Genomic DNA, 23,611 nt, shown 5'->3' on the forward strand with positions numbered 1-23,611 from the left:
TTGAGATGGAACAAGCTATGTCCATACAGACATAGCATTCAACATGGGGAAACTGCGTAGGCACGGGAAAGGGCGCGGCACGCGCCTGGCCTCGTGCCGCGGACGCATGCAGCGCAGCGGAAGGAGAGCCGGGGACACGAAGGCAGACAGGTGACTGCCGTCATGCCCAGCTTGCTTGACAAGCCGGGCATGACGGCACTTCTGGTCAGAAGAAGTCGCCGACCACGCTCGTGTGCTCCACCGACGGCGGGCTGGCGAAATGCGGGCCGACGAGGCGGCGCCATTCCTGGAATTCGGGAGAATTGCGGAAGTGGACCATGTGGTCTTCCACCGTGTCCCAGGTGACCACGAGATAATAACGTGACGGCGTCTCGACAGAGCGCTCGAGCGACAGGCCGCGGCAGCCACGCGATTTCTGGAAATGCGGCGCGGCTTCCTTCACGGCGGCCTCGAAGGCGGCTTCCGAGCCTTCCTTGATGTCGAGCGTGGCGATCTCATAGACCATGGTGCGTTCCTCTCCTCCGGCGGCCCGTCCGCGCCGCCGGCCGGGACATTAAGGCTTCGCCCCCGTCAGGCAAGACACCCTCGGCCATCGCGCACAGGCCCGGCAGCAAAGGCGCGCCGCGCCGAGTCTCCTTGCCAAGCTCCGCCGGAATGGGCAAACCCGGACACATTGTTCTTTTGCGACGCGAGCTTTGTCATGGCCCATTGGCTCTACAAGTCCGAACCCTTCAAATGGTCCTGGGAGATGCAGGTGAAGGCCGGTGCCAAGGGCACCCATTGGGATGGCGTGCGCAACCACCTCGCCAAGCAACAGCTTCTGGCCATGAGGACCGGCGACAAGGGCTTCTTCTACCATTCCAACGAGGGTAAGGAGATCGTCGGCATCGTGGAGGTGATCAAAGAGGCCTACCCCGACCCCTCCGACGAGAGCGGCAAGTTCGTGATGGTGGACATCAAGGCGGTGAAGCCGCTCAAGACGCCGGTGACGCTGGCCGCCATCAAGGCGGATCCGCGGTTGCAGGAGATGGCGCTGATCAGGTTCTCCCGCCTCTCGGTGCAGCCGGTCACCGACGCGGAATGGGACCTCATCTGCGGGCTGGGCGGCGTGTGAGCCGCCCCATACACGATCCCATCGCCTTCATCCGCACCGAAACCCGGCTGCGGCCCGTGCCGCTGGTCCCCGAAATCCGCCTTCACGTGGCCGACGAGGCGGTGCCCATCTGGCACCGCACCGAGGAGGAACTGGGCGAGATGGGCCTGCCCCCGCCCTTCTGGGCCTTCGCCTGGGCCGGCGGGCAGGCGCTGGCGCGGCATGTGCTGGACCATCCGGACGCGGTGAAGGGCAAGCGCGTGCTGGACTTCGCCTCCGGCTCCGGGCTCGTGGGCATCGCCGCCATGAAGGCGGGCGCGGCGCAGGTAACCTGCGCCGACATAGACCCCTTCGCCCGGGCCGCCATCGCCCTCAACGGAGCGGAGAACGGCGTCGCCGTCGCCGCGGCGGACACCGACCTCATCGGCCGCGACGACGGCTGGGAGACCGTGCTGGCCGGCGACATCGCCTATGAGCGCGACCTGTCGGAGCGCGTCTTCGCCTGGCTGTTCGCCCTCGCCGCGCGCGGCGCCGGCGTGCTCGTGGGCGATCCGGGCCGCACCTACCTGCCGAGGGACCGCCTGGAACGCCTCGCCGAATACGCGGTGCCGGTGACGCGGGAACTGGAGGACATGGAGATCAAGCGCACCTGCGTCTGGCGCCCGCGCTGAGGGCGCCCGGCGCGCGGGGGGAACCTTCGCCAGCGCCAACCGTTGCCCTGCCGAGGCCAAAAGGAGGCGCGGCAATGGAAATCCACGAGATCTGGAAAAAGATGGCGCAGCAGCGCGACTGCATGTTCGTCGACCACGACGGCCCGCGCCTGCGCGCCCGGCCCATGGCGCCGGTGGTGCAGCAGGCGGAAAGGGCCATCTGGTTCGTAACGGACCGGCGCGGCGCCAAGGACGACGAGATCGCCCGCGAGCCGCACGTGTGCCTTACCTTCGTCGACCATTCCGACCGCTTCCACCTGTCGGTTTCGGGCCGGGCCGAGGTGGTGCGCGACACCGCCAAGCTGAAGGAGATATGGACCTCCTACATGGAGGCCTTCTTCCCCGGAGGGCCGGATGATCCCAATGCCATCCTGGTGAAGGTGGAGCCCGATCAGGCGGAATACTGGGACGGCGACGGTGATATCGTGAGCGCGTTCAAGCTCGCCGCCGGCATCCTCGGCGAAAGGACGCCGAACCTCGGAGACAACCAGAAGGTCCAGCTCTGAGCCCGATGGCGGCGGCGCGCCCCATCTCGCCCTTCGGCTCGACCGGAGGGCGTCGTTCCCCCTACACGTCGGCCGCGAAAACCCGCCCTGGCGGCACCACCCATCCCGCCGGCCGCAAGACCAGGGCGGACGTCCGCCTCACGCCTTCCGTGCAAACAGCGCCGCGCCGGCCACGATGAGCCACCCGGCCATCATCAGGGTGCCGCCGAAAGGCGCGCTTCCGCCCAGGAGCTTGACCTCCATCAAGGCGCGCATCGCCAGATCGCCTGAAAACAACACTGCGCCGAGGGCGATGGCGCTCGCGCCCGCTTGGAGCGCGATCCGCCCCCGGCCGAGCTGGAGGCCCACGGCGAGAAGGCCGGCAAGGGCCGTGGCGTGAAACAGAAGGAAGTGGGCGGAGGTGACGAGATTGTCCCCGCCGCCCATATGGGCGGCAGCGGCGGCAACTGCGACGCCCGCCGCTCCCATGAGGCCGGCGAGGAAAAGCAGGATACGGGTCCAGGGGTCCATGGCGGCGCCTCGAACGCAGAGCGGATCGAGAGCCGTCTATAGGGCCGCGCGACGGCGGGCGACAGGCCGGAGACGTGCGGCATGGGGGAGCATCCGGGCACCGCGGCGCGACGAAGGGTTATGCGCCCAAAGTCTGCCCGGACGGTGCCTTGTGGAGCGTCATCCCTCTCCCCATAATCCGGCCCAATCAAAGCGGGAAATTCCGCTACGAATTAAGGATGGCGGGGACGCGCCCGCGCGAGGGAGGCAAGAGCATGTCCGACAAGGTCTATGACGTTCCGTCCGCCTGGGCTCAGAAGGCATACGTGGACGACGCGCACTATCAGTCCATGTACGCCGCCTCCGTGAACGACCCCGATGCCTTCTGGGGCGAGCACGGCAAGCGCATCGACTGGTTCGATCCCTTCACCAAGGTGAAGAACACCTCGTTCGATCCGGGCCACGTATCCATCAAGTGGTTCGAGGACGGGGTCACCAACGTCGCCTACAACTGCGTCGACCGTCATCTGGACGAACGCGGCGACCAGGTCGCCATCATCTGGGAAGGCGACAGCCCGGACGAGAGCCGCAACATCACCTACCGCGAGCTCTACGGCGAGGTGAACAAGCTTGCCAACGTGCTGCGCAACCGCGGCGTGGAGAAGGGCGACCGCGTCACCATCTACCTGCCGATGATCCCCGAGGCGGCCTTCGCCATGCTGGCCTGCGCGCGGCTCGGCGCCATCCATTCCATCGTGTTCGGCGGCTTCTCCCCGGACAGCCTCGCCGGCCGCGTCTCCGACTGCGGCTCCAAGTGCCTCATCACCGCCGACGAGGGCCTGCGCGGCGGCCGCAAGGTGCCGCTGAAGGCCAATGTGGATGCGGCCATCGACCAGATCGACGGCGGCGTGGACCACGTGATCGTGGTGCGCCGCACCGGCGGCAAGGTGGACATGACCCCCGGCCGCGACGTCTACTACGACGAAGCCGTCGCCATGGTGACGGACGAATGCCCGGCCGAGCCGATGAATGCGGAGGATCCGCTGTTCATCCTCTACACCTCCGGCTCCACCGGCAAGCCGAAGGGCGTGCTGCACACCACCGCGGGCTATCTCGTCTATGCGTCCATGACGCACCAGTACATCTTCGACTATCACCCCGGCGACATCTACTGGTGCACGGCCGACGTGGGCTGGGTGACGGGCCATTCCTACATCGTCTACGGCCCGCTCGCGAACGGCGCCACCACCCTGATGTTCGAGGGCATCCCCAACTATCCCACCGTGTCCCGCTTCTGGGACGTGGTCGACAAGCACAAGGTGAACATCTTCTACACCGCGCCCACCGCCATCCGCTCGCTGATGCAGGCGGGCGAGGAACCGGTGAAGCGGACGTCGCGCGCCTCCCTGCGCCTGCTCGGCTCGGTGGGCGAGCCGATCAATCCTGAAGCCTGGGAGTGGTACTACCGCGTGGTGGGCGAGGAGCGCTGCCCCATCGTCGACACCTGGTGGCAGACGGAGACGGGCGGCATCCTCATCACCCCGCTGCCGGGCGCCACGAAGCTGAAGCCCGGCTCGGCGACCCTGCCCTTCTTCGGCGTGCTGCCGGAAGTGGTGGACGCGGAAGGCAAGGTGCTGGAGGGCCCCTGCGAGGGCAACCTCGTGATCGCCGACAGCTGGCCCGGCCAGATGCGCACGGTCTACGGCGACCACGAGCGCTTCGAACAGACCTATTTCTCCACCTATCCCGGCAAGTACTTCACCGGCGACGGCTGCCGCCGCGACGCGGATGGCTTCTACTGGATCACCGGCCGCGTGGACGACGTGATCAACGTGTCGGGCCACCGCATGGGCACGGCCGAAGTGGAGAGCGCCCTCGTCGCCCATCCGAAGGTGTCGGAAGCGGCGGTCGTGGGCTTCCCGCACGACATCAAGGGACAGGGCATCTACGCCTATGTCACCCTGATGGAGGGCGTGGAGCCCACCGAGGAATTGCGCAAGGAACTGGTGGGCTGGGTCCGCCGCGAGATCGGCCCCATCGCCTCCCCGGACCTGATCCAGTTCGCGCCCGGCCTGCCCAAGACGCGTTCGGGCAAGATCATGCGCCGCATCCTGCGCAAGATCGCCGAGGACCAGTTCGAGAGCCTCGGCGACACCTCGACCCTCGCCGATCCCGGCGTGGTGGAGGATCTGATCAGCAACCGCCAGAACAAGCGCGACGCCGCCGCCTGACGGCCGGAAGCGGAAAGCCGCTCGGGTTGGATCAACCCGAGCAGCACACTCGCCGGTCCATTCAAGGGAACGCGAACGGATTGCGGATCGGTTCGACCAGGACCCGATGAGGGGGAGACAAAGATCCCACCTGGCACGGTCGCGGCGCCTTCCCTCCCCCGACATCCCCGGCTTATTTCATTCCCCGACCGCCCCCGCCGGCGTGTCCCCATCCGTCACAACCACCCGAGCACCGCGCGCGCAAAAGCTCCGCAGCGCATCCTCATCCTCTCGCAAACGGCCGCGTACCGAGGTATCATGCTCCTCGCATCGAGGTTCGCGAGCCCCGGCGCATTTACATGGTCCCAATTGCGCCGCACCCCGGATACCATGTGGATGCAGCGTGCGCGCGTCGCACATTGCGTCAGATCCAACCATCCGACAGCCGGAGGACACCCGGCACACGGGCAATTTCAATCCCCATGGCCGCCTCCAACATCATCCTGCTTCTCGCCGAGATGCTGGTCTATTTCGGAGCCATGCTCGCGCTGTTCCGGCTGCGCCAGACGCTGGGAATCGGCGTTTTCTTCTGCGCCCTGGGCACGCTCCATTTCATGGAGACCTACCTCGCCGCCGCCTATTACGTGCAGATGCCGTTCGGCATCTCGCTCTCTCCCGGCTCGGTGGTCCTTTTCTCCGGCAAGCTCGCCCTCCTGCTGCTGGTCTATATCCGCGAAGACGCGCGGGTCGCACGCCAGCCGATCTACGGCCTCCTCCTCGGCAACCTGCTGCTGATCGCCCTCGTCGCCCTGCTGCGCCAGCATGGGGTCGTGCCGGCGCCGGGCACGCCCGGGGACCTGTCGTTCATGGACCAGCTGGGCGCGCTGATGGTGTGGAGCACGGTGCTGCTGTTCATCGACTGCATCGCCATGATCCTGATCTACGAGCACCTGACGCCCCGGCTCCGCCGCTGGCCCATCCTCACCATATGGACCACGTTCGCCATCGTGCTCACCTTCGACCAGGCGGGCTTCTTCGCAGCGCTCCACCTTGCCATGGGCGTTCCTTTCACCGCGGGCTTCGGGGGTTGGGCGGGCAAGATCGTCGCCGCCGGCTTCTATGCGCTGATGCTGACCCACTATCTCAGCCGCTTCGAGAATGTGGGAACGGGACCGGTCCGGCGCCTCTCGGACATCTTCGACGCGCTCACCTACCGCCAGCGCTACGAGCAGCTGGAGGCCATCTCCCGCCGCGACGCCCTTACGAAGGTGCTGCACCGTGGCCAGCTCGAACCGCTGGGGCGCGACCTGCTCGCCGTCGCGAAGACCACCGGGCGCCCGGTGAGCCTGCTGCTGATTGACGTGGACGATTTCAAGGACGTGAACGACCAGCACGGACACCCCACCGGCGACGAGGTGCTGCGCATCCTGGCGGAGACCCTCACCGATGGCCTGCGCCAGGGGGACTACGTGGTGCGCTACGGCGGCGACGAATTCGCGGTGTTCGCCCCCGGCGTGTCCCATGCGAACGCGCTCCAGGTCGCCACCATGCTGTCGCAGCGCATCAAGGATGCGGCGCTGCCGGCCGGCGTGCCGCAGCAGACCCTCTCCATCGGGGTCGCCACCTCGCCCCGGGATGGAGAGAGCTTGACGGAACTGCTCGACGCGGCCGACAAGCGCCTTTATGTGGCCAAGGCGGCCGGGCGCGACCGGGTCATCGGCATACAGGCCGTATGACCGGCCTGGCCTGCGTCCATGACCGCGCCGACGACCAATGCCTCTCACGGATGATCCGCCGCCCATGCTCGAAGGCCTGCCCCCGAACGATGCCACCCATGTGATGCGGGTCGCCGCCCCGCGGATCCCGGCCCAGCGCATCGCCGACCTCATCTCGGAATCCTTCGATCCCGCCGAGGTGGCGGTGGCCAATTTCGAGCAGGCCGAGGATGACTGGGTGGTGGAGGTGTTCGCCGGCGCCGCCTTCGATGCCGAGATGCTCCGCGAACTGGTGGAGGCGGCCGCGGGGCCCGCCATCGCCGCGACGGTCACCTTTGGCGATGTGGAGGAGAAGGACTGGGTGGCGGCCAGCCTCGAGGGGCTCGTCCCGGTGACGGTGGGCCCGTTCGTGGTGCACGGCGCCCACGACCGCGCAAAGGTCGGGCCGAACCGCGTCGGCATCGAGATCGAGGCCGCCCTCGCCTTCGGCACCGGTCATCACGGCACCACGCAGGGCTGTCTGCACGCCATCGTCGATGCCGCCCGGCGCGGCCGGCCAAGGCATGTGCTGGATGTGGGCACGGGTACCGGCGTGCTCGCCATCGCGGCGGAGCGGCGCTTTCACACGAAGGTGGTGGGCAGCGATATCGATGTGGTGGCAGTCCGCACGGCGCGGGCCAATGCGCGGGCCAACAGGGCGCCTGGCGTGCTGATGCTCCATGCCGCCGGAGCCGAGGCGCGGGCGCTGCGCGACAACGGGCCCTACGACCTCATCCTCGCCAATATCCTGCTGCCGCCGCTGAAGCGGCTGGCACGGCCGCTGCGGGCGCTGCTTGCGCCCGGCGGCCGCATCGTCTTGTCAGGATTGCTGACGTCGCAGGCGCCCGCGGCGCTGGCCGCCTACCGGGCGCAGGGCCTGCGGCTGGTCTCGCGGCGGAACATCGAGGGGTGGACGACGCTCACCCTCGCGGTGCGGGCACAACGGCCGCACCGTCACGTCGCATCCTGATCGCCGCTGCGGACGGAGAACTCGTCACGCGACAGTCGCGCACCTGCCGCCGATCCGCCCGGCCCATGACGGCCCGGGCGCATCCGGCTTCGATCGTGAATTCAGGCGATGGGATCGCGGCCGTTAAGCTGCACGTAGCGGGCAAGTTCACGCTCGGCCTGCTCCATGCGAGCAGCGACGATGGCTTCCATCAAGCGGGCAAAAAAGCCCTTCTTCGGGGCGACGGCAGCCTTCGGCGCGGACGCGAAAGTCTTGGTGGTATAAGTGACGGCGCTCATGAGAGGCCTCCTGCATATGGTCCTGCGGACCCTTGATGCAGCGCAATATACGATGCGCCGCACTGCAGCAGAAGCGCCGCTATCTCATGCCTGCCCTGCATTCCGCGCAAGTGCCCCCGGAAAATGCCCCTGGGGCACGTCCGCCCGCCGGGCCGGTGCAGGTCACAAGCGCGGCGACATGCCCACGTGCCGGCCGATTCCCTCGGGCGTCGGCAAGGCGGCATGGGAGGCGCGCATGGTGGCGATGCGCTCGAGCACATCGTCGGGGAAGGGCATCACATGACGCGTCTTGAGGTTCACGTGGAGGGCCATCTGCTCCGACGTGGCGGACACCCAGCCTTCGGTGGCATGATGCAGCGACTGGAACAGGTGAAGGCGCTTCTCGTCATAGTCCACCAGCCGGAGCGCCACCCGCACGGGTGAATCGGCTGGCAGCTCCCTCAGGTAGCGCACATGGGACTCCGCCGTGAAGAAGGAGGCGCCGCGCCGTCCGGCATAATCGGGACCAAGGCCGAGAAGGCTCAGCGCCTCGTCCATCGCCCGATCGAAGATGAGTGAATAATAGGCCATGTTCAGATGGCCGTTATAATCGGTCCACTCTTCTTCGACCCTCATCGAGGAGGAGACGAAGGGAGCGAAGAACAATGGTTCAAAGTCGATCCGGTCCAGCATGGCCGCCTCGCCTCGTCTGCCTGAATTTGCCGCTTGTGAAAGCACTCTGCCGTGATACGAGGCATCCGTCACCCTGGAAAATCGGCGCGAAGAGCGAATCAAAAAAGTCACTGTCAAGGTAAATCTGTTCTTTTTCGGCCCAACCATACCGCACCGCGCCCGCCGGCCCGTTCCCACGCGGCCTGAAGGGGAAGGCAAAGTTAAGGATTCGTAAATGGTTGTTGCAGCCGCTAAATCCGAGCCCGCGCTTCAAGAGCGAATCGTCGAGGCCATCGAGAGCTTGCGATCCCTCCTTGATCACAAGCTCGTGACCAACCTCGCGGTCCGGGAACAACACGCCAACATCACCACCTACCTGCCCAACGAGCCGGCAGATGCGGTGGTTTTCGCTGAATGCACAGAAGATGTGCAGGCGATCGTGCGGATTTGCGCGGATCTCGACGTGCCGGTCATCCCCTGGGGCGCCGGCACCTCGCTGGAAGGCCATGTGAACGCGCCGCTCGGCGGCATCTGCGTGGATCTCTCGCGCATGAACCGCATCCTCGCGGTGAACACGGACGACCTCGACTGCGTCATCGAGCCCGGCGTCACCCGCAAGCGGCTCAATGAGGAGCTGCGCGACCAGGGCCTGTTCTTTCCCCTCGACCCCGGCGCCGACGCCTCCCTCGGTGGCATGGCCTCCACCCGCTGCTCGGGCACCAATGCCGTGCGCTACGGCACCATGAAGGACAACGTCCTGTCCCTGAAGGTGGTGACCCCCGCCGGCGAGGTGCTCACCACCGCCACGCGCGCCCGCAAATCCTCCGCCGGCTACGACCTCACCCGCCTCTATGTAGGGGCGGAGGGCACGCTCGGCATCATCACCGAGATCACCCTCAAGCTCCACGGCATCCCGGAGGCCATCTCCGCCGCGGTCTGCCCGTTCCCGACCGTGGAGGCGGCCTGCAACACGGTGATCGCCACCATCCAGAGCGGCATCCCGGTGGCGCGCATCGAGCTTCTGGACGAGGTACAGGTGAAGGCCTCCAACGCCTACGCCAAGCTCGATCTTGCCGAAACCCCCACCCTGTTCCTCGAATTTCATGGCACCGAGGCCAATGTCCACGAGCAGGCGCAGCGCTTCGGCGCGCTGGCGGCGGAATATGGCGGCGGCCCCTCGGTGTTCGCGGTGAAGCCCGAGGAGCGCTCGAAGCTCTGGCAGGCGCGGCATGACGCCTACTGGTCGGCCCTGCCCCTGCGCCCCGGCGCCAAGGCGGTGGCGACCGACGTGTGCGTGCCCATCTCCCGCCTCGCCGAATGCGTGATGGAGACGAAGCGGGACATCGTCGAGATGGGCCTTGTCGCCCCCATCGTCGGGCATGTGGGCGACGGCAATTTCCACACCACCCTCATGGTGGACGTGGCCGATCCGGACGATTTCGCCAAGGCGAAGCTCTATATGGCGCGCCTCATCGAGCGGGCCCTCGCCATGGGCGGCACCTGCACCGGCGAGCACGGCATCGGCCAGGGCAAGATGAAGTACATGGCGGCCGAGCACGGCGGGGAAGCGCTCGAGGCCATGCGTGCCATCAAGCGTGCCCTCGATCCCAAAAACATCATGAATCCGGGGAAGATCGTCGCGATCTGATCGCAATCCCTGCGCATAGGAAAAGCGGTCCCCATGTGAGGGGCTGGGCCTCGGGGGGCGGGCCTCGGTGAGAAGGTCTCGGGGAGACGGGCGTGCAGGGCATACTCATCAGTCTCGCCACGGCGGTGATCCTGGCCATCGGCGGGGCGTTCGCTGCCCCGTACGTGGTTGACTGGAACGCCTGGCGCGGCACGTTCGAGACCGAGATGGGCCGCGCGCTGGGCCTGCCCGTGGTCATCCGCGGCTCCATCGACGCGGAGATCCTGCCCGCCCCGCGCATCCGCCTGCGCGACGTCACGCTGGGCGACGTGGTGTCCACCGGCGGCACGGTGCGGGAGCTGAGCGCCGAACTCTCCCTTGGCGCGCTACTGCGGGGCGAGGTGCAGGCCACCGGCGTCAGCCTCGATCGGCCACAGATCCGCCTCGTGCTCGACAGCGCCGGGCGCCTGTCCCTGCCGACCGGCACCGGCCGTGCCGCCGACCTCTCCATCGCCCGCTTCGACATCCAGGACGGCGCCCTCGACGTGCTCGACCGCGCCTCCGACCACACCTTCACCTTCACCGACCTCGACCTTAAGGGCGAGGCACGCACCCTCTCGGGTCCCTTCCGCCTCGATGGCGAGGTGGAGTCGTCCGGTGCCCGATTCGCCCTGCGTTCGACGCTCGGCAAGATCGGCGACGACGGCACGGGGCGCCTGCGCGTCGTCCTCGACGGGCGCAACCGGCCGTTCGGCCTCGACCTCGACGGCACCCTCGACCTGAAGGAGGCCAAGCCCCGTTTCGACGGGCGCGCCACCCTCTCCCGCCACGGCAACGAGGGCGAGGCCTGGCAGTTGTCCGGGGCGCTGAAGGCGAGCCCCGAGGCGGTTCTGGCGGAGAGCCTCGACCTGTCCATCGGCGGGGCGGCGACGCCGGCCCAGCTCACCGGATCCGCGCGCCTTTCGCTGGGGCGGGCCATCGGCCTCGATGCGGTGCTGAACGCCCGCAGCCTCGACATCGATGCGCTGCGCGCCTCGACCGCCACCGGCGATGCGGCCGCATCCGCGCCCAATCCCGGCACGGCGCTGCCGCGCTTCCTTGCCGGCGTGGCCGCCCTGCCGGCCCCCGACATCGCCTCCAAGATCGGCCTCGCCGTGGACCAGATGATGCTCGGCGGCACGCTGCTGCGCGACGTGCGGGCGGACATTTCCGGTTCCAGCGCCGGCTGGCGGCTCGACAACGGCGAGGCCCAGCTGCCCGGCAAGGCATCGATCCGGCTGTCCGGCACCCCCACCCGTGCCGGCGACGGGTTCGACGGCACGGTGACTTTCTCGGCCGACGATCCGGCGGCTTTCCTGCGCTGGGCGGCCCCCTCCGCGCCGCGGGAATATGTCAGCGCAGTGAAGGGACCCGTGCGGCTGTCCGGCCGAGTGACCGCCGCGCCAGCGCGCATCGCCGTGGACGGTCTCGACGCCACCTTCGCGGCGAGCCGGATGCGTGGGCAGGCGACCGCCGCCCTCGAACCGGGCCAGGCGCCGAAGATCGGCCTCAAGCTTTCCCTCGACGGGTTCGACCTCGACCCGCTCATCGCGGCGCTCCAGCAGGCGGCGGCCTCCGTCGGCGGCGGCGCCGACGGGTCGGTGAGCCTCGACGGACGCAACCTCTCCGTCGCCGGGCTGCCCTTGCGCGCCCTGACACTGGATGCCGCCGCAACCGGCGGCAGCTGGCGCCTCAACCGCATCGTCCTGGACGACCTCGCCGGCCTCAGGCTCGAAGGCGCCGGCCGCATGGAGAACTTCTCCACCACGCCGCGGGGCACCTTCAACATCAGCGCTTCGGGCGCGAAGGCGGACGGGCTGGTTCCGGTCGCCCGCCTCCTCGCCGGGGACCAGACGGCGCAGGCGCTGTCCAGTCTCCTGCCCATCGCCGCGCCGGTCAAACTCTCCGGCACCGTGGTCTGGGGCGAGGCGGGTGCCCGCGACGTGACCGTCGCCGGCACCCTCGGCCAGATCTCCGGCGACATCTCCTTCGCCCGCAGCAATGCGGGGGTGCCCCTGCGCGTCGCCCTGAAGGCGGATGCGACCGACGCGGCGCGCGCGTTCGCGGCCTTCGGCGTCGACATCATCAACCCCCGCGTCGGGCCGGCGCGTGTGGAATTGTCCATCGAGCCCCTGGCCCAGGGCGAGGCCAACGTGCGCGGCCGCCTCGTCATGGCCGACATGATCGCCCAGGGCGAGGGCAGCGCCCGGATCTCCGGCGGCAGTCTCGTGCCGAGCCTCGCCATGCGCCTCGACGGCCCGGACCTCGGCCGTATCCTGCCACAGGCGGCCGCGGCGGTGGATGGTGCGGTGCCGACGGCGCTGGCTTTCCTGCTCACGCGCAACGGCGCCACATGGCGGCTCGACAACCTCGCCGGATCGCTCGCCGCCGCCCCGCTTACCGGCACCCTGGACATCGAGCCGGGACCGGTGCCACGCCTGTCCGGCAAGCTCGCCCTCGACACCCTCTCGCTGCCGCGCAGCCTCGCCATGTTCGGAGCCCGGGCCGGCGCGGAGTCCCCGACCGCCGCAAGCGCCTTCTGGAGCAGCGGCCGGCTCGGCCCGCCGGCGGTCGCCAACCTCGCTTTGTCGCTCGATCTCTCCGCCGGGCGCCTCGCCGTGCTCGGGCCCTATGCCCTCGGCAACGCGCGCCTCGTCATCACCAGCGACGGCACCGACCTTGATGTGCGTGACATTTCCGGCAGCATCGGCGGTGGCCGCGCGGCCGCGGCGCTCCGCCTGCGCCGGCAGGGCGAGGTCATCGCCGCGGACGGCCGCATCGTCCTGGAGCAGGTAGAGGCCGACGCCCTGCTGTCCCCCGCCGCCGCCCGCACGCCGCCGCGTGGCAAGGTCAATCTCATGCTCGATCTCGGCGGCTCCGGCCGCACGGTGCTCGGCGTGATGCAGACCCTGTCCGGCCAGGGCACGCTCTCGGTGCGCGAGCTCGCGATCGAGGGGGCGAGCCCCGCCGCCCTCGACGCCGTGCTGGCGGAAACGCAGGCACTGGCGCCGCCGCCGGATGAGCGGCGTACGGCGCAGATGCTCGACCGCGCCCTGCTGAAGGGGCCGCTGCGCCTCGCCACTGTCGAATCGACACTGGGCGTCGTCAATGGTGTCGCCCGTTTGTCGCCGGCGCGCGCCACCACCACCGGCAATGTGCGCGTAGGGCTTTCGGGGACCCTCGACCTGACACGCCTGACCATGGACGCCGGTGTCGAACTGGAGGGTCCGGAAGTCGGCGGCGGCGTGCCCGGCGGCAGCGTCGTCTGGCGCGGGCCGCTGGCGAATCCCGAGCGCCGCGTCAACGCGCCCGCCCTCACCAGCGTGGTGGCCCTGCGGGCCATCGATCGGGAGACCCGCCGCCTCGAAGAGCGCCAGCAGGCCCGTCCCGCAGCTCCCACGGCGCCCGCCGCACCGCCAGCCGCCACTCCGGTGGTGACGCCGCCGGCGCAGCCATCCGCCACCGCGCCGGCCACACCACCGGAGCCGCCGCGGCCGGCGCCACCGCCCGTCGCCGCTCCCCCGCCTCCTCAGGCGCAACCGCAGATCCCGCCGCCGGCTCCAGCCGTGGCGGCGACGCCTCCGGCGCCCGCCGCGCCCAAGCCGGCGGCTCCGGCGACGCCCCCTGCGGCGCCGCAGGGCGGGGAAACGCGCGGACAGGGGTTCGGCGCTCCCGCCGCACCCGGTTCCGCCGGTGCCGGGACCGGGGCGGGCGCGAGCCCGACAGGGCGGACCGATGCGCCGCGCCAGGACAGCCGAAGTCAGGACAGCCGGGGTCAGGACAGCCGGGGTCAGGACAGCCGGCCCGCGACGCCCGCACCGGCGCAATCGGACGCGGTCCGCCGGGCGCCCGCCGCGCGGCCGACATCGCCGACCACCCCCCACCGCACCGAGCGCGTGCCGGCGGACGTGCCGCCGCCGCGGATCTTCATCCCCACGCCTTCGGAAACCACCCTGCCGCCGACCCGTGGCTTCGGCGACCTGCCCCGCCCCCCGGCCTCGTCGGCGGACAGTGAGGGAGGCCGCCGCTCAGGCGGGGGCGCGCACCAGCGTCACGTAGCTGAAGGACGCCTCGTCCTTCTCGCCGCGCAGGGGTCCCTCACGCACCGCCTCGCGCCATTGCGCGCGGTCGAAGGCGGGAAAGTGCACGTCGCCCTCGGGCGCGGCGTGCACCTCGGTGAGATGGACGGTGCGGGCCAGCGGCAGCGTCTCGCGGAACACCCGCTCGCCGCCGATCACCATGATCTCGTCCGCGCCCATTTCATCGGCGGCGGCGTCGGCGAGGCGCAGCGCTTCGGCGAGGCTTTCGCCCTTCAGCACGCCCTCGGGCGGCACGAAGGCCGGATCGGCGCTCACCACGACCGAAGTGCGCCCCGGCAGCGGACGGCCGATGGAATCGAAGGTCCTCCGGCCCATCAGCAGCGGCTTGCCCCAGGTGATGGCGCGGAACCGCTTGAGATCGGACGGCAGCCGCCAGGGCAAGCCCCCGCCGGCCCCGATGACGCCGTTCTGGGACACGGCGACGACGAGGCTGAGGGGGTGGCGGGAGCCGGTCATCGCGCAGTCTCCAAAGCGGCAAGGGCGGCCTCGGCCGCTTCGATACCGGAACGGTGGGCACCGTGGCAGGTGGAGAACGCTTCCCGGCCCAGCGCCTCCCCGGCGAAGAAGATGCGCGCGTCCAGCCCCGCATGCAGCCGCGCCCGCAGGGACGCCAGGCCCGGCAGGGCGCAGGAATAGGCGCCGCCGATATAGGGCATGTCGGCCCAGTGCGTGACGCGCGTGCGCAGCACCTTGTCCTTCAGCCCCGCTCCGAAGGCGGACGAGAGCACGCGCAACGCAAAGTCGACGAGCGCCCGCTCTCCCTCCTGCGCCAGAGCCCGGGCCTCCGGCCCCGCCACGTGGACGAGGGCCGCCGGCGCACCGCTCGGCCGCAGCACGGCGGAGGCGCCGGCGCGGGCGCAATCGGCAAGGTCGATGGCATCCAGGGCGGTGCGCTCGGGCACGCCGAACATGTCTGCGGAGAACAGGATCGCCACCTTTTCGGCAAAGCCCAGGGGCAGGGCCGCGAACGCTTCGGCGAGGTCCTCCGGCAGCGCCGGCGCGAACGAGAGCCGTCCCGACGCGACGACGGCGGTGGAGACCGTGACCACGACCTTGCGGCAGGCCAAGGTGCCCCGCGCGGTTTCGAGGCGGATCATCGCCCCCGAATGGTCGATGCGGGCGACCGGGCAATCCAGCGTCACGTCGAGATCGCCCGCCACCGCCCGCACCAGGGCGCCGTAACCGTCGAGCACCGGCCAGTTGTCGTCCGTGTCGCGATAGGCGGCGAAATCCACGCTGGAGATGGCATCCGGCCCCGCCGCCGACATGAGCTCCAGCCAGTGGCGCGCCAGCGCATCGTAGCGCCCGCCGCGGCCCATGGCGACGCGGGCGGGGATGTCGCGCCCCGCATGTCCCGCCGCGTAGATGGCGTCGAACGCCGCGTCCACCTCGGCATCCGCATCCGCCTTCTCCTCGGGGCTGGCGAAGCGGTCGCCCAGATGCAGCATCCGGCGCGGCGGCGGATTGGCGCGGCCCAGGCGGAAGCCGAGGCGCTCGGCGAAAGCGGTGAAGGGGTTTTCGCGGGCGTCGTGCAGCCAGTGGCAGCCGAGGTCGAACGGCACGCCGAGGGTGGTGGTGTCCGTCGCTGCACGTCCACCGACCGCGGACGCGGCCTCGAGGATGCGGAAGTCGGCGCCAGCATCCCGCAGGCGGGCACCGGCGGCGAGGCCGGCGGCACCGGCCCCGATCACCGCCACGTCGGTCTCGGCTGTCACGGACGGGATCCCGCGGGCACGGGCCCTATTTCTTGTTGCGGAAGACGTCCAGCTGCACCACCTGCGCGCCGCTCGCCGGACGATCGGCCGCGTCGTCGGGCGCGGACGTCTCGGCCTCCGTCGCCTTGGCGAGGGCGGGCTTGGCTGTGGTGGGCTTGACGGCGCCAGGCTTGGCCGCGCCGGGCACGCTCGTCTGGGCGCTGGCGAGAGCCGGCTCGGACGCCGCCCCGCGCGCGGGCTTGAGCGCAGCGGGCGCATTGGCCGAGCGCGGCGGCTCGGCGGGCAGCTCGTCCAGCTCGCTCGCCTCACCGTCCTGCGCCGCGAGCTCGAACTGGAGGCCGAACTTCACCGACGGGTCGAAGAAGCCCTTGAGCGCCGAGAACGGCACCACCAGACGCTCCGGAATGCCGCCGAAGGACAGGCCCACCTCGAACGAGGCGTCGGAGACGATGAGGTCCCAGAACTGGTGCTGGAGAACGATGGTCATCTCCTCCGGATACTTCTCAAGCATCCGCGGGGAGATCCGCACGCCGGGCGCATGCGTGTCGAAGGAGATGTAGAAGTGGTGCTCGCCGGGCAGGCCGCCTCGGGCGACGTCCATCAGAACGCGGCGCACGACCGAGCGCAGCGCCTCCTGGGCGAGAAGATCGTAGCGGATGTGATCGACCGACATGAGGGCGCAGCATTTCCAGTCCGGCCACGGACCCCTGATCGCTCGGACACCTTCGCTCCGGGCACCTTCCGGGGGGCCATACGGCAAACACCGTATCCGGACGGCAGGACGAAGAAGCGCGGATCCTCCCCACTTCAGGCCGGGCGAAGGGGAAGTGGAGGCTTCTGTTGCCAGGTGCCTCCGAACCCCGCCTATCCAGTGCTACCCGGTAGGACTTTGATTTCGATCGTCAAACCGCTCACGCGGCCTGAGCAACCGGAGCATAGTTGTCGTTGGCAACTATAAGTTTAGCCCGATAACGGCGGAACAATGCCGAGCGAAAGAATGCCCTTTACACCCTCGTCGATCCTATTTCGCCCCCGCCGAAGCCCAACCCGCGCCGTCCGGAAACAACACGCGCGATGGACTCAGGTGGAGGCGCCGGGTACCGCCCCCGGGTCCGAAAGGCTTATTACGACAACCATTTATCGCCATATCCGGCTTGCGCCGGCTCAAGGAATATAAGCGTGCCGCCGTCCCGATGAAAGGGGCCGTTGGCGACAAAGTCCACTCATCCCCGGTTCCATCCGCGGTTTCCATCCGCGGTCATGGCGCCGCGGCCACGACCATCGGCCCGCGCAGGCGCGCGGCGCCGGAAGCCCGGCTTATTCGTCCGCCAGCGGATGCAGGTCGCGCACCATGCTCTTCAGGCGCTCGTCGAGGATATGGGTGTAGATCTGCGTGGTGCTCACGTCCGCATGGCCGAGCAGGGTCTGCACCACCCGCAGGTCCGCGCCGAAGGCGAGAAGATGGCTTGCGAAGGCATGGCGCAGCACATGCGGCGACAGGGCCTTCGAATCGATGCCGGCGGCGGCGGCAAGGTCCTTCAGGTCCCGCGCCGCCTGCTGGCGGGTCACGTGGCCGCTCTCGCCGGAAGAGGGAAAGAGCCAGCGCGAGGCGTCGAGCCCGGCCGCGCGCCGCGCATCGAGGAAGGCGGCCATGGCCGCCTTGGCCGGCTCGGACAGGGGCACGAGGCGCTCCTTGCGCCCCTTGCCGGTGACGAGAATGGTGTCGCCCCGCGCACGGGCCGCACCCGCCGGCAGGCCGACCAGCTCGGACACGCGCAGCCCGGTCGCGTAGAGCAGTTCCACGATCACCGCCACCCGGTGGCGGCGCAACACCTCCCCGCGGGACGGCGCCTCCGCTCCGGCGGCCTCCCCCGCAAGGCGATGGGCCGTCTCGATCAGGCGGGTGACGTCCTCCACGGACAGCACCTTGGGCAGCGGCCGCCCACGCTTCGGCCCCTCCAGCACGGCGGCGGGGTCGTCGGGCCGGTGGCCCTCGGCGAACAGGAAGCGGTAGAACTGGCGCACGGCGGACAGCCGGCGGGCGACCGTGGTGGATTTCAGCCCGCGCTTGGACAGCTCCGCCAGGAAGGCGCGGATGGCCGCCGTGTCCGCATCGATCAGCCGGCCGCCCCGGTCGGCGAGGAAGCCGGCGAAATCGGTCAGGTCGCGGCGATAGGCGTCGAGGGTGTTGCGGCCGGCGCCCCGTTCCACCGCCTGCATGTCCAGGAACAGCGCGAGCGGGCCGGACGCGCTCGGTGGGCCGGACGCGCTCGGTGGGCCGGACGCGTTCGGTGCGCCCGGCGCGTTCATTTGCCGATCCGCTCCTGCGGAACGGTGAAGCTCAGCTCGCGCTCCTGCGGCTCCACCTTGGTGGCGAGCGCCCAGACGCCCGCATATGCAAGGCCGAACAGGATGCCGAGAATGGCCAGCAAGCGGATGAGCGTCGGCACCCGGGCCTCCTTCCGTCCCAAGGCGAATCGCCTCGGGCGCTCCTTCGCGGCGACTGGTGCCATGGCTTCGGCCCGTATTCAACCGCATTGCCGGCTCGCCTTGCCAGTGCTAGAGCCGCACGAGCCCCCGATGCGGGCGCGCCCGCCCGGCAGTGGCGCACGATGTAGTGGGCGCACGATCGCGGTGGGCGGAAGACCGAGGCCGGGACAGGCGCGACGGGACGGACGCGGGTTCAAGGAAGGCGCGGGTGCAGACTCAAAAGATCCCCCAGCCTCGCAAAGAGGCCGATGCGGACGAAGCCGGCGTGCCGCCGCCCAGGCGCGCGGACGGCATGAGCCCTTCGGAGCTGGTGCGGCGGCTCGGCCGGCGCTCCATCGTGCTGGTCGGCATGCCGGGGGCCGGCAAGTCCTCGGTGGGCCGGCGGCTGGCCAAGCGCCTCGGCCTCGATTTCGTCGATGCCGACGAGGAGATCGAGCGCGCCGCCTGCATGAGCATCCCGGAAATCTTCGCCCGGCGCGGCGAGACCGAGTTCCGGGAGGGCGAGAAGCGCGTGGTCAGCCGCCTGCTGCAGGCCGGCCCCTCGGTGCTGGCCACCGGCGGCGGCGCCTTCATGAATGCGGAGACCCGCGCCGGCATCGCCGCGCTGGGCGTCTCCGTCTGGCTGCGCGCCGACCTCAACACGCTGCTCCGGCGCGTGAAGAAGCGCACCGACCGCCCCCTCCTCGCCCAGGGCGACCCGGCACAGAAGCTCGCCGCCCTGCTGCGCCAGCGCGGCGACACCTACGCCCTCGCCGACGTGATCGTCGATTCCCGCGACGTGGTGCACGAGACCGTGGTGGAGGAGGTGATCGGCGCCGTCCACCGCCATCTCCAGCAATATCCCGAGGCAAGACCCCCCATGCCGGCCGAGCCCGCTCCCCTCCCCGTCGGCGACGTCACGCGCAGCACCGTGCACGTGGACGTGGCGGGGCGCCCCTACGACATCTATATCGGCCCCGGCCTCCTCGCCGAGGCCGGCACCCACGTGACCGCGCTGCGCAAGGGCGCGCGCGTCGCCATCGTCACCGACCGCAACGTCGCCGCGCGCCACCTGAAGACGGTGGAGGAGTCCCTCTCCGCCGCCGGCATCGCCCACACCGCCATCGTGGTGGAGCCGGGCGAGAAGACCAAGGGCTGGGCCGGGCTCGAACAGGTGGTGGAAGGCCTCATCGCGGCGCGCGTGGAACGGGCCGACCTCGTCCTCGCCTTGGGCGGAGGGGTGGTGGGCGACCTCGCGGGCTTCGCCGCGTCCGTGCTGCGGCGCGGCGTGGACGTGGTGCAGGCGCCCACGACCCTCCTGTCGCAGGTCGACTCCTCCGTCGGCGGCAAGACCGGCATCAACTCGCCCCAGGGCAAGAACCTCGTCGGCGCCTTCCACCAGCCGGTGCTGGTGCTGGCCGACACCTCCGCCCTCGACACCCTGCCCGTGCGCGAGGTGCGCGCCGGTTATGCGGAGGTGGTGAAATACGGCCTGCTCGGCGACCGCGCCCTGTTCGAGACGCTGGAGCGCGACTTTGCCGGCGTCATCGGCGGCGGGCCGGAGCGCATGGCCGCCGTGGCGGCGAGCTGCATGGCCAAGGCCGCCATCGTCGCCCGCGACGAGAAGGAGACCGGCGACCGCGCGCTGCTCAATCTCGGCCACACCTTCGGCCACGCTTTGGAGGCGGGCGCCGGCTATTCCGACCGCCTGCTGCACGGCGAGGGCGTCGCCATCGGCATGGCGCTGGCCTTCGCCTTCTCGGCCAGGCTCGGCCTGTGCCCCGGCCAGGACGTGACGCGCGTGGTGCGGCACCTGGAGGCCGTCGGGCTGCCGACCAGGATCTCCGACGTGCCCGGCGCGCTGCCGGACACGGACGGCCTCATGGCCCTCATCGCCCAGGACAAGAAGGTCAGCCGCGGCGCGCTCACCTTCATCCTGGTGCGCGGCATCGGCGAAGCGTTCGTGGCCAAGGACGTCGATCCGGACGCGGTACGCGCCTTTCTTTCCGAAATGCGCTGAGACGCCAGCCCGGTCACGCCGACGTTGATGGAAACGCGGCCGGGCTCGGCTAAGTTCGACGGGCCGGACGGCACGGGTCATCCGCTGGTGGCCGGGCTTCGTATCGAGTGCATGCATGCCGTCGAGCCACGCCTCCTCCTCGCCCCCGCGCGCCGCCCCCGGCGCCGCGCACGGATGGTCGCGCCATCGGATGTCCGGCGATGAGCGCGCCGAACCCGGGCACTGCCGGGCCGGCGGGCGCCGACATGAGCGCCCTCATCCGCGCCATTGCCGAACGGGGGGATCGCGACGCCTTCGCCCGCCTGTTCCGTCATTTTGCGCCACGGCTGAAGGCATTCCTCATGCGCGGCGGGCTCCCCGCCAATGCCGCCGAGGAGTTGGCGCAGGAGACCATGCTGGCGGTGTGGCGCAAGGCCTCCTATTTCGATCCAGCGCGCGCCGCCGCGTCCACCTGGATCTTCACCATCGCCCGAAACCTCTCCATCGACCTCAAGCGGCGCGAGCGCCATGGCCAGACCTCCCGCGCCGAGATGCTGGAGGAAGGGGTGGACGAGGCCTCCGGCGAGACCATCCTCATGGGCGCCGAGCGCGAAGCGCGGGTGCGGGCGGCGCTGGCGCGGCTGTCGGAAGATCAGGCCACCATCGTCCGGCTGTCCTTCTTCCAGGACAAGCCGCATTCCCAGATCGCGCAGGAGCTGGGCATCCCGCTCGGCACCGCCAAATCCCGCGTGCGCCTCGCCCTCGCCCGGCTGCGCACCCTGCTGGAAGATCTGAAATGAGCGTTTCGTCCCATCCCAGCGACGAAACCCTGCTGCGCCATGCGGCGGGCACGCTGCCGGCCGGACCGAAGCTCGTGGTGGACCTGCATGCGGCGGGGTGCCCGCGCTGCCGGGAGATGATCCGCGACCTCGAAGCCGTCGGCGGCACCCTCCTGGAGGGCATGGCCGAGGTGCCCCTCGCCTCGGACGCCTTCGCCCGGGTGATGGCGCGGGCCGACTTGCCGGAGCTGCGGAAACCCATCGTTCCGCCGCCGGCCCTGCCTGTGCCCCGCGGCCTGGTGCTGCCGGGTGGCATCGCTTTGCCCTCCCAGCTCGCCGCGCGGCGCATCGGCGCCTTGCGCCCGGTGGCGCCGGGGGTGCGCATGGGAAAAGTGCATGTGCCGGAGGACCCCGGCACCCGCGTGCTGCTGTTCCACATCGGGCCGGGCCGAAGCATTCCCGAGCACACCCATGACGGGCTCGAATACACCCACATCCTCTGCGGCAGCTTCAGCGACCAGACCGGCCGCTACGGGCCCGGCGACCTTGTGGAAGCGGATGCGCAGATCGCGCACACGCCCCGCGTTGACGAAACCGGAGACTGCGTCTGCATCGCAGCGTTCGAGGGGCGGCTGCGGTTTTCCGGCCTGCTCGGCGTCGCGCTGCGGCCGTTCTTCTGAGACGCGCCGCTCAGAAGGTGCTGCGGGTGACGCCCTTCTTCACGATGGAAAGGGCGCGGGAGAGGTCGCTCGCCAGCGCCGCCTTCTGCTCCGGGCCGAGGAAGCGGCCTACCGGCACTGTCCGCGGGCCGCTGACGAGGGCGACGTCCAGCGTGCCGTGATCCTCGTCGTCCTCCCGCCACAGGCGGGTCCAGAAGGGATTGAGGCGGGTGGTGGACGGCCGTCCCCGCGCCGGCTCGCGCCGCACCTCCACCACGCTCGGCGTCACCAGGATATGCTCGCGCGCCCGCGCCGAGCGGAAGCTGGCGCGGAAGGCGAGGTAGACCAGCAGCACGTCGAGGCCGAAGAAACCAAAGATGGGCCATGCCCCCATGGCCAGGAAGGCCGCGCCGGAGACGAAGCTCACCGCGCCGACGCCCAGCATCACCAGCAGGAAGCCGCGCTGCGACAGGGACCGGTGCGGCGCAAGCGTCACCGCGTAGACCACGGGCTCCTCAAGGAGCGCCGCGTTCCCCTCGGGTGCGGTGTCTCGGTCGTTGGCCTGGGGCATCGGGAAACAGTATACCGTAAAAATGCCGCGCAAGATCGAGCCCCCTGAACCTTCCGCACCGAAATCCCGAACCGCCCGCCGCGTAGCGGCCGCGCCCGGGGCGGCGGCAGAGCCGGCCACCAAAGCCGGCTCGAAAACAGGCCCGAAACGGACCGCCAGGAGCACCGGGAAGGCCGGCGCGCCGGTGGCCGAGGCCGCAACGCCTGCCCCCGCACCGAAGCCCCCGCGCCGAGGCAAGACGCCGCTGCCCCCTGCCCCGCCGCCCCGGCGCAACAAGGCGGTGGCGAATGCGGCGGCGGCGGCCCACGGCAAGACGCTGACGGCCTGGACCGAGGACGAGATCGTCGAGGCCTTCAGCCGCTTCGAGGCGCAGGACCCTGAGCCCAAGGGGGAGCTGGAGCACACCGACGCCTTCACCCTCCTCGTCGCCGTGGTGCTTTCCGCCCAGGCCACCGACGTCGGGGTGAACAAGGCGACGCGCGGCCTGTTCGCCGCCGCCGCGACCCCGGCCGCCATGGTGGCGCTGGGGGAGGAGGAGGTGGCACGACACATCCGCACCCTCGGCCTCTACCGCAACAAGGCGAAGAACGTGGTGGAGCTCTCCCGCCTGCTGCTGGAGCGCCACAAGGGCATCGTCCCGCAGGACCGCGAGGCGCTGGAGGCGCTGCCGGGCGTGGGACGCAAGACGGCGAACGTGGTGCTGAACATCGCCTTCGGCTCGCCCACCATCGCGGTGGACACGCACCTGTTCCGGGTCGCCAACCGCACCGGTCTCGCCCCCGGCGCCACCCCCCTTGCAGTGGAGCTGGGGCTGGAGGCCCGCATCCCCAACCATTTCAAGCTCCACGCCCACCACTGGCTGATCCTGCACGGCCGCTACATCTGCAAGGCGGTGAAGCCCGCCTGCGGCCGCTGCATCATCGCCGACCTGTGCCGGTGGCCGGACAAGCAGTTCTAGAGCACGCCGGCGACCCTCTAGCGGCCGGGCGTTC

Annotated in this window: 21 protein-coding genes, 1 other RNA gene and 1 pseudogene; 12 read left to right on the forward strand and 11 right to left on the reverse strand. The window is 70.1% G+C overall.

What is annotated here, in order from left to right:
* Nucleotides 1-205: 205 nt before the first annotated feature.
* A complete protein-coding gene (locus EZH22_RS26835) occupies nucleotides 206-505 on the reverse strand; it encodes an antibiotic biosynthesis monooxygenase family protein (RefSeq protein ID WP_203193408.1) in 300 nt (99 codons plus the stop codon).
* Nucleotides 506-700: 195 nt separating this feature from the next.
* Between EZH22_RS26835 and EZH22_RS26840 the strand changes: the two genes are divergently transcribed.
* The 3 genes from EZH22_RS26840 to EZH22_RS26850 all read left to right on the forward strand — a co-directional run bounded on the left by EZH22_RS26840 (nucleotide 701) and on the right by EZH22_RS26850 (nucleotide 2,309).
* Nucleotides 701-1,114, forward strand: coding sequence for an EVE domain-containing protein (locus EZH22_RS26840; RefSeq protein ID WP_203193409.1), 414 nt, complete (start codon nucleotides 701-703; stop codon nucleotides 1,112-1,114).
* Nucleotides 1,081-1,764, forward strand: coding sequence for a class I SAM-dependent methyltransferase (locus EZH22_RS26845; RefSeq protein WP_203193410.1), 684 nt, complete (start codon nucleotides 1,081-1,083; stop codon nucleotides 1,762-1,764). Before EZH22_RS26840 ends, EZH22_RS26845 begins: the two co-directional genes overlap by 34 nt.
* 74 nt (nucleotides 1,765-1,838) lie before the next feature.
* Nucleotides 1,839-2,309 (forward strand): pyridoxamine 5'-phosphate oxidase family protein, encoded by a 471-nt coding sequence (locus EZH22_RS26850; protein ID WP_203193411.1) that lies wholly within the window; start codon nucleotides 1,839-1,841, stop codon nucleotides 2,307-2,309.
* Nucleotides 2,310-2,447: 138 nt separating this feature from the next.
* Here EZH22_RS26850 and EZH22_RS26855 read toward each other — a convergent pair whose 3' ends face one another.
* Nucleotides 2,448-2,819: a DUF423 domain-containing protein gene (locus EZH22_RS26855; protein ID WP_203193412.1), complete on the reverse strand. Its 372-nt coding sequence runs from the start codon at nucleotides 2,817-2,819 to the stop codon at nucleotides 2,448-2,450.
* A gap of 254 nt (nucleotides 2,820-3,073) precedes the next feature.
* Here EZH22_RS26855 and acs point away from each other — a divergent pair, with 254 nt between their 5' ends.
* The 3 genes from acs (at nucleotide 3,074) to EZH22_RS26870 (ending at nucleotide 7,732) form a co-directional block, all read left to right on the forward strand.
* Entirely contained in the window at nucleotides 3,074-5,029 is a 1,956-nt protein-coding gene (acs, locus tag EZH22_RS26860; protein WP_203193413.1) for an acetate--CoA ligase, read from the forward strand.
* Nucleotides 5,030-5,490: 461 nt separating this feature from the next.
* Entirely contained in the window at nucleotides 5,491-6,744 is a 1,254-nt protein-coding gene (locus EZH22_RS26865) for a GGDEF domain-containing protein (RefSeq protein WP_203193414.1), read from the forward strand.
* Nucleotides 6,745-6,808: 64 nt separating this feature from the next.
* A complete protein-coding gene (locus EZH22_RS26870; RefSeq protein WP_203196789.1) occupies nucleotides 6,809-7,732 on the forward strand; it encodes a 50S ribosomal protein L11 methyltransferase in 924 nt (307 codons plus the stop codon).
* A gap of 101 nt (nucleotides 7,733-7,833) precedes the next feature.
* Here EZH22_RS26870 and EZH22_RS26875 read toward each other — a convergent pair whose 3' ends face one another.
* Nucleotides 7,834-8,010 carry a hypothetical protein gene (locus EZH22_RS26875; protein WP_203193415.1) on the reverse strand — a complete coding sequence of 59 codons (177 nt, stop codon included), beginning with the start codon at nucleotides 8,008-8,010 and terminating at the stop codon, nucleotides 7,834-7,836.
* A gap of 162 nt (nucleotides 8,011-8,172) precedes the next feature.
* A complete protein-coding gene (locus EZH22_RS26880; protein WP_203193416.1) occupies nucleotides 8,173-8,682 on the reverse strand; it encodes a thioesterase family protein in 510 nt (169 codons plus the stop codon).
* A gap of 214 nt (nucleotides 8,683-8,896) precedes the next feature.
* Here EZH22_RS26880 and EZH22_RS26885 point away from each other — a divergent pair, with 214 nt between their 5' ends.
* Together EZH22_RS26885 and EZH22_RS33170 are read left to right on the forward strand one after the other, a co-directional pair.
* Entirely contained in the window at nucleotides 8,897-10,309 is a 1,413-nt protein-coding gene (locus tag EZH22_RS26885; RefSeq protein WP_203193417.1) for an FAD-linked oxidase C-terminal domain-containing protein, read from the forward strand.
* A 164-nt stretch (nucleotides 10,310-10,473) separates the two neighbouring features.
* Nucleotides 10,474-10,707: pseudogene (locus EZH22_RS33170) on the forward strand (hypothetical protein); the annotation flags it as partial.
* 3,648 nt (nucleotides 10,708-14,355) lie between these two features.
* Here EZH22_RS33170 and EZH22_RS26900 read toward each other — a convergent pair.
* The 6 genes from EZH22_RS26900 to EZH22_RS26925 all read right to left on the reverse strand — a co-directional run bounded on the left by EZH22_RS26900 (nucleotide 14,356) and on the right by EZH22_RS26925 (nucleotide 18,592).
* A complete protein-coding gene (locus tag EZH22_RS26900; RefSeq protein WP_203196790.1) occupies nucleotides 14,356-14,883 on the reverse strand; it encodes a dihydrofolate reductase in 528 nt (175 codons plus the stop codon).
* Nucleotides 14,880-16,142 carry a flavin monoamine oxidase family protein gene (locus tag EZH22_RS26905; RefSeq protein WP_231711169.1) on the reverse strand — a complete coding sequence of 421 codons (1,263 nt, stop codon included), beginning with the start codon at nucleotides 16,140-16,142 and terminating at the stop codon, nucleotides 14,880-14,882. The genes EZH22_RS26900 and EZH22_RS26905 overlap by 4 nt, the downstream gene beginning before the upstream one ends.
* Nucleotides 16,143-16,167: 25 nt before the next feature.
* Complete coding sequence (locus EZH22_RS26910) at nucleotides 16,168-16,815, reverse strand: SspB family protein (RefSeq protein ID WP_203193418.1); 648 nt, start codon at nucleotides 16,813-16,815, stop codon at nucleotides 16,168-16,170.
* 153 nt (nucleotides 16,816-16,968) lie between these two features.
* Nucleotides 16,969-17,345: a transfer-messenger RNA gene (ssrA, locus tag EZH22_RS26915) on the reverse strand.
* 114 nt (nucleotides 17,346-17,459) lie between these two features.
* The gene (locus EZH22_RS26920; RefSeq protein ID WP_203193419.1) at nucleotides 17,460-18,452 is read right to left on the reverse strand and encodes a site-specific tyrosine recombinase XerD; all 993 of its coding nucleotides are present in this window, start codon (nucleotides 18,450-18,452) and stop codon (nucleotides 17,460-17,462) included.
* Complete coding sequence (locus tag EZH22_RS26925) at nucleotides 18,449-18,592, reverse strand: histidine kinase (protein WP_203193420.1); 144 nt, start codon at nucleotides 18,590-18,592, stop codon at nucleotides 18,449-18,451. The genes EZH22_RS26920 and EZH22_RS26925 overlap by 4 nt, the downstream gene beginning before the upstream one ends.
* Before the next feature lie 332 nt (nucleotides 18,593-18,924).
* On the opposite strand from EZH22_RS26925, the gene aroB reads away from it, so the two are divergent.
* The 3 genes from aroB to EZH22_RS26940 all read left to right on the forward strand — a co-directional run bounded on the left by aroB (nucleotide 18,925) and on the right by EZH22_RS26940 (nucleotide 22,069).
* Nucleotides 18,925-20,631 carry a 3-dehydroquinate synthase gene (gene aroB, locus EZH22_RS26930; protein WP_203196792.1) on the forward strand — a complete coding sequence of 569 codons (1,707 nt, stop codon included), beginning with the start codon at nucleotides 18,925-18,927 and terminating at the stop codon, nucleotides 20,629-20,631.
* A 200-nt stretch (nucleotides 20,632-20,831) separates the two neighbouring features.
* Entirely contained in the window at nucleotides 20,832-21,410 is a 579-nt protein-coding gene (locus EZH22_RS26935) for a sigma-70 family RNA polymerase sigma factor (RefSeq protein ID WP_231711170.1), read from the forward strand.
* Complete coding sequence (locus EZH22_RS26940; RefSeq protein ID WP_203193421.1) at nucleotides 21,407-22,069, forward strand: ChrR family anti-sigma-E factor; 663 nt, start codon at nucleotides 21,407-21,409, stop codon at nucleotides 22,067-22,069. The genes EZH22_RS26935 and EZH22_RS26940 overlap by 4 nt, the downstream gene beginning before the upstream one ends.
* Before the next feature lie 10 nt (nucleotides 22,070-22,079).
* Here EZH22_RS26940 and EZH22_RS26945 read toward each other — a convergent pair whose 3' ends face one another.
* Nucleotides 22,080-22,556 carry a DUF2244 domain-containing protein gene (locus tag EZH22_RS26945; RefSeq protein WP_231711171.1) on the reverse strand — a complete coding sequence of 159 codons (477 nt, stop codon included), beginning with the start codon at nucleotides 22,554-22,556 and terminating at the stop codon, nucleotides 22,080-22,082.
* Nucleotides 22,557-22,803: 247 nt separating this feature from the next.
* On the opposite strand from EZH22_RS26945, the gene nth reads away from it, so the two are divergent.
* The gene (gene nth / locus EZH22_RS26950) at nucleotides 22,804-23,577 is read left to right on the forward strand and encodes an endonuclease III (RefSeq protein ID WP_408647651.1); all 774 of its coding nucleotides are present in this window, start codon (nucleotides 22,804-22,806) and stop codon (nucleotides 23,575-23,577) included.
* Nucleotides 23,578-23,611: the final 34 nt, after the last annotated feature.

Origin of the sequence: Xanthobacter dioxanivorans (genome assembly GCF_016807805.1) — a bacterium.
Taxonomy (GTDB): domain Bacteria; phylum Pseudomonadota; class Alphaproteobacteria; order Rhizobiales; family Xanthobacteraceae; genus Xanthobacter; species Xanthobacter dioxanivorans.